We start from the raw sequence: 8,656 nt of genomic DNA, 5'->3' as shown, positions 1-8,656 counted from the left end.
GCGCCCCTGAGACGCTCACCGCCGCCCACAGCCGGACCAGAAGGCGGCGGCGGCTGGTTCGCGGCCAGAACCGCCGGATCGATGCCCGTGTTGCTCTTCGCCCATGAATAGCATGCGCCGTCGTCTGTCTGCTGCTTTTGCTGGCTTTGCCCTTTGGCGGGATAGGCGACAGGCTTTGCGTGCACGGCACCGCCGAACAGCACTGCGCTGACCACCACTGCGAAAATGCAGCTTTTCCTGTAAGTGTTCACAGCAACTCCTTGGTTGTGCGCGCGATGACGGCATCGCATCGGGTCCGTGTACGGCTCGCTCCAGTCAACATAGGCGCCTGCAGTGGGGTGCCGTCGACGCATGCGCTTCCATCATCGCGCCGTATCCGGCCAAGACAATCGGACCATGGTCGTACCCGCGATTCGTCGCTGCCAACATCGCATCGTGAAGATCCGTGATGAGACACGGGACCGAGCGCTGTTCGTTCAACGCTGGCTGCACCAGGACCAAAGTCCGATGTCCGCCGTCCTTTGCGCGGACTAAGCTAGTCACGCGACACATGATCGTCGGCGTCAACGCGTTCGTGTCCGGACTGCGATGTCCGTCCCCGCTCCCAGCTCGAACCGGCTCCGCGAAAGGAGACGTTCCCATGACTGAAGCACCTCGCCCGCAAGGCAAAACCGCTCACCCGGCGCGTGTCGCCGGATGGCGCGCCGTGTTTCCTCCGGCGCAGTGGCTGCCGACGTATCAGGCAAAGTGGCTCACGCACGACGCGATTGCCGGCTTGACCCTCGCGGCCTATGGCATCCCGGTGTCGCTGGCTTACGCAACGCTCGCGGGGCTGCCGCCGCAATACGGCATCTACTGCTATCTGGCGGGAGGTCTCTTCTACGCACTGTTCGGATCTTCCCGGCAGCTCGCGATCGGCCCGACATCGGCGATTTCGATGCTCGTCGGCGTAACAGTCGCGGACATGGCCGCCGGCGACCCCGCGCGATTCGCCTCCATCGCGGCGCTGACGGCGTTGCTTGTGGGAGGCATGTGCATCGTGGCGTGGATTCTTCGGCTGAGTTCGCTTGTCAACTTCATCAGCGAAACGATCCTGCTCGGCTTCAAGGCCGGGGCGGCGCTCACGATCGCGCTAACCCAGTTGCCCAAGCTGTTCGGCGTGAGGGGCGGCGGCGAACAGTTCTTCGAGCGCATCGCCGTGCTGGCTGGCCAGCTCCCCGATACGAATGTGGCGGTGCTCGGGTTCGGGCTCGCCGCACTCGCTCTGCTGCTGTTGGGAGAAAAGCTTCTGCCGGGTCGGCCGGTCGCGTTACTGGTGGTGGTGGCGTCCATCATCCTGCTGTCGATCACACCGCTCGCGGCGATGGGTTTCAAGGTCGTCGGCGCGTTGCCGCAGGGCTTGCCGGCGTTCCATGTACCGGATTTGCGGGTGCGCGATGTGGACGGTGTGATTCCCCTCGCATTCGCGTGCCTTCTGCTGTCCTATGTGGAGAGTGTGTCCGCCGCGCGCGCCATTGCGCAGTCGAAGGGCTATGAAATTGATCCGCGCCAGGAGTTGCTCGGCCTCGGCGCTGCCAATCTGGCCGCTGGTTTTTTTCATGCCTATCCCGTTGCGGGCGGACTCTCGCAGTCCTCCGTCAACGATAAGGCCGGCGCCAGGACGCCGCTCTCGCTGGTGGTCGCGTCGGTTACGATCGGACTCTGCCTGATGTTCCTGACGGGCCTACTCGCTAACCTGCCCAACGTGGTGCTCGCGGCAATCGTGCTGGTTGCGGTGAAAGGCCTGATCGACATTCGTGAACTGCGTCACGTGTGGCGGGTCAGCCGTTACGAATTCTTCGTCGCGATGGTCGCCTTTGCCGCCGTGCTGCTGCTGGGCATCCTGAAAGGCGTGATCTTTGCGGTGCTTGTGTCGATGCTGCTGGTCATCAGGCGCGCTGCCCATCCACATGTCGCGATCCTCGGCCGCATCCCCGGTACACGCCGTTACTCGGACATTGCGCGCAATCCAGACAATGAGCCTGTGCATGGCGTGTTGTTGTTCCGCGTCGATGCATCGTTGCTGTACTTCAACGCCGACCATGTGCGCTCTACGCTCTGGCCACGCATCCGCTCTACCGCAGAGCCGCTCGGGCTGGTGATATGCGATCTGTCCGCCTCGCCGTTTGTCGACCTGGCCGGCGCGCGCATGCTGGCGGCACTGCATTCGGAGCTGCAAGCAACCGGTATTCGCCTGCGGCTGGTAAGCGCGCATGCTGGCGTGCGAGATATCCTGCGCGCCGAGGGACTGGAAGATCAGGTCGGCTATTTCGGACGACATCTGTCGGTGGCTGATGTGATCGACGAGTGGCTGGGCACTGCCGGCACCGGTACGACGACACCGTCCGGCACGCAGCCCAGCGCATTACCGGGCACAGGAACGCTGACGCGGACGGCCTCATTCACCTTTCCGGCAACCGGCTCTGGACGTCGTCACGAACCACCGCTCTAGCGTCGTCAGGCAGATCAGGTCATCGCCAAGGTTTCGTCGTTTCCAAGGAGAGCACAATGAAGAACGCAAAATATCTGTTCATCGCCGCCTTAGCGGCCATCACGCCGGCCTCATGGGCACAGCCGCAGGCCAGCGTGGAAATGACGAAAGTGCCGGGTCACGCCGCCGTCAAGCGCACCATTCAGATAACCGCCACGGTGGAAAACATCGATCCCGCGACAAGAACCGTCGTGCTGAAAACCGCGAACGACAAGATTGTTGAAGTGGAGGTCGGAGAAGAGGCCCGAAATTTCGATCAGCTCAAGGTAGGCGACGTCGTGACAACGGTCTACCGCGAATCCCTTAGCCTGAGCCTCAAGAAAAATGGCGGCGAAGGGGCTTCAATCGAAGAAAAGCCGACAATGGAGCGCACGCCCGAGGGCAGTAAGCCCGGCGGCACTTTGGGCCGCCAGCTAACCATCGTCGCCGACGTTGTCGCGGTCCACCCTCAGAGCAGGATGATCACGTTGAAGGGTCCCAAGGGCAACACAGTGGACATGGTTGTGGAAGATCCGAAGCAGTTCGCCGACATCAAAAAGGGCGATCAGGTGCAGGCGGTGTACACCGAAGCGCTCGCCATTTCCGTGGAGCCCGCTGCAAAGAAATAGCCGCTCTGCGGTGCGGATTCAGCGAGAATCCCACCGCGCAAGCGTGGCGCGACCCATAGGACCAAGGTCTGATACTGTGCTCCCACTCAGGCCTGTAACCTTAGGTTGTAATTGCGGCGGACCGTGACGTAGATGAGACGCCACGATGATGAGAGCTTTCGATTATTTCATCTTATTTCGCAGTGCGTATATTTATGCTTTCTCTAAAGAATATGCCCGAAGTCGAATTCCAGCTTACCTGTCACGCCAATCCAGCAGTTTCTGGCACATTCGAAGCCACCTGATTCCTCTCCGTCATAACACTTCACATCAGGAGTGCGTATGTCATGGCTCACAGCAACACTACGTAGTTACCCGGAAATCGCAATCTTCCTGTCTCTCGGAATTGGCTACTGGGTCGGGGGAAAGAGCTTCAAAGGATTCAGTCTCGGCGCGGTCACCGCGACGCTCCTCGCAGCGATCGCGATCGGCCAGCTAGGCATTACGGTTTCCTCCAATGTGAAATCAGTGTTCTTCCTGATGTTCCTCTTCGCGGTGGGATACGGGGTCGGGCCGCAATTCGTGCGCGGCATTGCCAAGGACGGCATTCCTCAAGCGCTTTTCTCAGTGATTCAGTGTCTCTTGTGCCTCGCAGCGCCCATTCTGGCAGCAAAGCTCGCAGGGTATACCGTTGGCTCGGCTGCCGGGCTACTGGCTGGCTCACAGACTATTTCGGCGTCGATGGGCCTTGCCACTGACGCTATCAACCGGCTGGGCTTACCCGCGGAACAGAGCAAGGCGCTTCTGGATGCCATGCCGACAGCGTATGCCGTGACCTACATATTCGGTACGATTGGCTCGGCATTGATCCTCGCCACACTCGGCCCTCGCCTGTTGCGCATTGATCTCGTGGCGGTATGCAAAGAATATGAAGCAAGTATGGGCGCCACCCAGGAACTGGGCGGCGCCGGGCAGGCGTGGCATCGGTTTGAGTTACGCGCCTATCGCGTCCAGAGCAATGGTCCGGCCGCGGGTCTGACGATTGCCCAGGCTGAAACGCTGGCTGCCGGCGACACGCGCCTTTTTGTCGAGCGAATCAGGCGCGGTGGCAAAATCATGGACGCCACGCTCGATCTGGTTCTGCAACCGGACGATATCGTCGCGGTCGCGGGACGGCGCGAGCAGCTTGTGAACATCATCGGACCCGTAGCCGTCGAAGTTGAGGATCCCGAACTTCTCGCCGTGCCGATCGAGGGGGTCGACATCTTCGTGACCAGCAAGGCGATCGACAACAAGACATTGCAGGAACTAAGCACATTGCCGACTGCGAGAGGTGTGTTCCTCCGGAAAATCAAACGCGGCCCCACAGAAACCGTCATTCCGATACTACCCAATACCAAACTGTACCGTGGCGATGTCATCACTGTGGTCGGACGTACGCAGGATACGACAGCCGCGGCCGCAGCCATCGGCGTGCTGGACCGACCGACCAGCGTGACAGATATGGCTTTCGTCGCACTCGCCATTACCGTCGGCGCGTTGGTCGGCGCTGTGGTGATTCACATCGGTGCTGTTCCGGTGACGCTGTCGACCGCGGGCGGCGCGCTGATCGCGGGCATCATATTCGGCTGGTTTCGCGCGATCCATCCGACTTTCGGCCGCATCCCTGAACCGACAATATGGTTCATGAATTCGGTCGGATTGAATGTGTTCATCGCGGTAGTCGGCATCACAGCCGGACCGGGCTTCGTTTCCGGCCTGCAGCAACTTGGCGTGAGCCTGTTCCTTTGGGGCATCTTCGCCACGGCCGTCCCGCTGATTCTGGGCATGTACATCGCCAGATATGTATTCAAATTTCATCCCGCACTTCTACTGGGCATTTGCGCAGGTTCCCGAACCACCACGGCTGCCCTGGGGATGATATGCGACGCCGCAAAGAGCCAGGTACCGGGTCTCGGTTACACAGTTACCTATGCAGTCGGCAACACGCTCCTGACCATCTGGGGAATGGTGATCGTCATGGTCCTGTCCTGACAGAACACCGATCGAGCGGTTACCTCAACATGCAACTACTCAGTCTGGAGGTATGTGATGGCGAAGTCCAGCAAGTCAGCAGCGAGCGAGGCCTCAAAGTTGGCTGCGCTCAGCCCGTTCGAACTGAAAGATGAACTGATCAAGGCTGCGGGCGGTGGCGCGGTCGAACGCCCGGCGAATGCTTCGATGCTGAACGCCGGCCGCGGCAATCCAAACTTTCTCGCGACGACCCCGCGCCATGGCTTCTGGCAGCTAGGGCTTTTCGCGATGCGGGAATCGGAGCGCTCGTTTGCGTATATGCCCGAAGGCGTCGGCGGCTTCCCGCGGCGCGAAGGGCTGACCGAACGATTCGAACTTTTTCTGCGCGAAAACAAGGACGTGCCGGGCATCGAATTTCTCGCCGGCGCTGTTTCCTATGTGCGCGACCAGCTTGGGCTTTCCGCGAGCGACTTCCTGTATGAAATGTGCGAGGGTATTCTCGCGTCGAACTATCCGGTGCCTGACCGGATGCTAAAGCTATCAGAGATCATCGTCGGCCAATACCTGCGGCGCGAGATGATAGGCAAGCATCCGTTTGTCGGCGAATTCGACATCTTCGCGGTTGAGGGTGGTACGGCCGCAATGACGTACATCTTCAATACCATGCGCGAGAACCACCTGATCAGTGTCGGCGATACGATCGCACTCGGCATGCCGATCTTCACGCCGTACATCGAAATTCCGCGGCTCAACGATTATCAGCTGAACGTGGTCAATCTGCATGCTGGCGTCGAGAGCGATTGGCAGTATTCGAACAAGGAACTGGACAAACTGCGCGACCCGAAGGTGAAGGCGTTCTTTCTCGTGAACCCAAGCAATCCGCCATCGGTGAAGATCAGCGACGAAAGCCTCGAATATATCGCTGACATCGTGAAGGAACGCCCCGACCTGATCCTGCTGACCGACGACGTGTACGGCACCTTTGCGGATGACTTCGTGTCGCTATTTGCGCTTGCGCCGAAGAACACGATTCTCGTGTACTCGTACTCCAAGTATTTCGGCGCGACAGGCTGGCGGCTCGGGACGATCGCGACTCATCGCGACAACGTGCTGGATCGTCTGCTGGCGGAACTGCCGAAGCAAGTGAAGGAGGAACTGCATCATCGTTACGAGTCGATCACGACGGAGCCGGACAAGCTGAAGTTCATCGATCGCCTCGTGGCGGATAGCCGCACCGTTGCGCTGAATCACACCGCGGGGTTATCGACGCCGCAGCAGGTGCAAATGGTGCTCTTCTCGCTGTTTTCGCTAATGGATACGCCGGACGCGTACAAGAACGCGTTGAAGCGGCTGATCCGCAATCGCAAGAAAGCGCTGTACCAGGAGATTGGTATTTCCTTCGAGGACGACGATCCCAACCAGGTCGATTACTACGCAATCGTGGACCTCGAGTTTCTTGCCGAGCGAGCGTACGGTCGCGAGTTCGTCGACTGGCTACTCAAACACACCGCCCCAACCGAACTGCTGTTCCGTCTCGCTCGAGAAGCTCGGGTCGTATTGCTGCCGGGGCTCGGGTTTGGGACCCAGCACCCGTCCGGACGGATTTCGCTCGCGAATCTGAACGAATCCGACTATCGGCAGATCGGTCGGGCCGTACGGCTGCTAACTTCCGAATACGTCGACCGGTACAACGCTGAAACGGGCAGCAAGCTCGACAGGAACAAGACGTTGTAGATCCGGCCCGACGAGTATCACAGTGTGTTCTCTGGCGGCGAAGGCGGGTGCATGAATGTCGCTCTGTCGCAATGCGGTGGCTTCATCATGATGTCGCGGAGCTTTCATGGCCTGCTAGAAACGATAGCCGACGCCGCCCAGAATCACGTCCGTATCGCGGCTATCGCGTGTCATCACTCGGTTCCACGTCACACGTGCCAACCAGTGTTGCGCGAGGCGGTACGAAGCCGATATCGACACGAGTCCCGCCAGAATGCCGTCGCCGCCGCCCTCGTTGTCCCCGGACTCGTCGTGATGGATCGCGGCGTAGGCTCCCACGCCAATGCCGAGCGCCAGGCGGTCGTCGAAAAAAGCCCGCGTGAGCCACAGTTGCGCGGTCGCGCCGTCGCGCTGCGCCGACAGGCCGTTGCCTTCGTGCAGATAGCCAAGCGTCGCATCGAGATAGTTGGTCAGGCCGCGCCGGTATTCGATTGCCTCCGCCGCCGCCGTCTGCGAATCGAGGCTGTTCAGGATTGTCGCGCCGGCCATCAACGTGATTTCGTTATTCGTGACCTAGCTGGTGCGCGACAGCGCGAAGTCACGCGGACCCGGCGTATCGGGCGCATCGAGCTGATAGCCGATCCCTAGCATGATCGCGGTAGTTCAACTTGAGGCACTCGCATGCCTCTGTCTTGTAAGCCAGATAGTAGGCCGTGCGCATATCGCCTTCGGGCGTCGCGCACTCACTATTTTCGCGCAGCGCACTGTGGGAACCGCTGAAGTTCGGCAGTTCCGGCACATCTTCGACGAGAGCCTTCACGCGCGCCGCGAAACTGGTCCGCGCGCTTTTGAGAAAATCTGGTGTATTCATCCGGCACGCTTCGATAGCGACAGGTCGAATGCAACGGCCGCCATGGCCGAAATGATCGCCAGTTTGTACAGGGTTCGTTATGTGTAGGATCCACAGGGCCCTGTTGTTGTTCAGCCGGTTGCCGGTCGTAGCGTTGTAGCTCTCGACATAACCGGAAAAAGCATTGTTCGGAAGACTCGGCCAATCTTTCGGTAGCCCGATTCGTTCAGATTCGCGAGCGATACCCGGCCCGACGGATACGGCGTGCCAATGCCGTGCCCAGCCGCAGGCGTCTCTCGAATCGGTCTGTCTCCGTCACTACAATGGTTCTTCTTACCGCAACCGACAATACGACTTTGGCCCCACAACCTGTCCGCGCAGACAACCCGGAGACTGTGGTCGCGTAGCCGGAGATCCGTAGCCGTGTGGCGGCCGTCGTCAATGCAGCCGGAGCGGCTCGCGGGAGATAACGTCAAGAGTGGAGTATGTGCAGCTTGATTCTGACGGACGGGTGCGAACGCCGACTCGCGATCTGTGGGTATAGCGTTGGCCCGGCTGCCCGCTGGCGCCGGAGCCAACCATTCCCCGTTAACTTCTGGTGGGAAGGCGTGAAGTCATTTGAACTGGAATACGAGCGTTTCGGCTGTTTCAGATTCCTGAGCGCCCGCAGCACGTTTGCATGACTCGATGCAACTCACATGCCGCCCAATGGTTTCCTCACGGTCAGCTTGTTGGTCACGGAAGTGACCCCATCAACACCCCTGGCGATTTCCGCGACTGCGCCGACTTGGGAAGCGTCCGTGACCGTCCCGTGCAGCGTCACCGCGCCGTCTTTTGCGATGATGCTGATATCTCCAGCGCTGATCTCCTTGTGCTTGCCGATGGCGGCATAAACCTTCCTGCGCAGCGCGCGATCCGCTTTTCTGCCAGTGGCCGGCACCGCACTGCCGGGCGCCATCGCTG

6 protein-coding genes and 1 pseudogene are annotated in these 8,656 nt (G+C 60.1%); 4 read left to right on the top strand and 3 right to left on the bottom strand.

Annotated features, from left to right (window positions below; all coding sequences use genetic code 11):
- Positions 1 to 227 (bottom strand): annotated as a pseudogene (locus WCA85_RS05880) (hypothetical protein); the annotation flags it as partial.
- Positions 228 to 640: 413 nt separating this feature from the next.
- Here WCA85_RS05880 and WCA85_RS05875 point away from each other — a divergent pair.
- The 4 genes from WCA85_RS05875 (at position 641) to WCA85_RS05860 (ending at position 6,864) form a co-directional block, all read left to right on the top strand.
- Positions 641 to 2,491: a SulP family inorganic anion transporter gene (locus WCA85_RS05875; RefSeq protein WP_424062226.1), complete on the top strand. Its 1,851-nt coding sequence runs from the start codon at positions 641 to 643 to the stop codon at positions 2,489 to 2,491.
- A 56-nt stretch (positions 2,492 to 2,547) separates the two neighbouring features.
- On the top strand, positions 2,548 to 3,138 hold the full coding sequence (locus tag WCA85_RS05870) for a hypothetical protein (protein ID WP_424062225.1): 591 nt from the start codon (positions 2,548 to 2,550) through the stop codon (positions 3,136 to 3,138).
- A 321-nt stretch (positions 3,139 to 3,459) separates the two neighbouring features.
- Complete coding sequence (gene aspT, locus WCA85_RS05865; RefSeq protein ID WP_424062224.1) at positions 3,460 to 5,151, top strand: aspartate-alanine antiporter; 1,692 nt, start codon at positions 3,460 to 3,462, stop codon at positions 5,149 to 5,151.
- A 57-nt stretch (positions 5,152 to 5,208) separates the two neighbouring features.
- Positions 5,209 to 6,864, top strand: coding sequence for a bifunctional aspartate transaminase/aspartate 4-decarboxylase (locus WCA85_RS05860; protein WP_424062223.1), 1,656 nt, complete (start codon positions 5,209 to 5,211; stop codon positions 6,862 to 6,864).
- A 114-nt stretch (positions 6,865 to 6,978) separates the two neighbouring features.
- Here the strand turns inward: WCA85_RS05860 and WCA85_RS05855 are convergent, their stop codons facing one another.
- Positions 6,979 to 7,392, bottom strand: coding sequence for a hypothetical protein (locus WCA85_RS05855; protein ID WP_424062222.1), 414 nt, complete (start codon positions 7,390 to 7,392; stop codon positions 6,979 to 6,981).
- 995 nt (positions 7,393 to 8,387) lie between these two features.
- A partial coding sequence (locus tag WCA85_RS05850) for a BON domain-containing protein (protein WP_424062221.1) occupies positions 8,388 to 8,656 on the bottom strand: 269 nt, incomplete at its 5' end.

Origin of the sequence: Paraburkholderia sp. (assembly GCF_049581445.1) — a bacterium.
Classification (GTDB): Bacteria; Pseudomonadota; Gammaproteobacteria; order Burkholderiales; family Burkholderiaceae; genus Paraburkholderia.
Note: the sequence above shows the minus strand (reverse complement) of the source record. Positions and strands in the feature narration are given on the sequence as shown.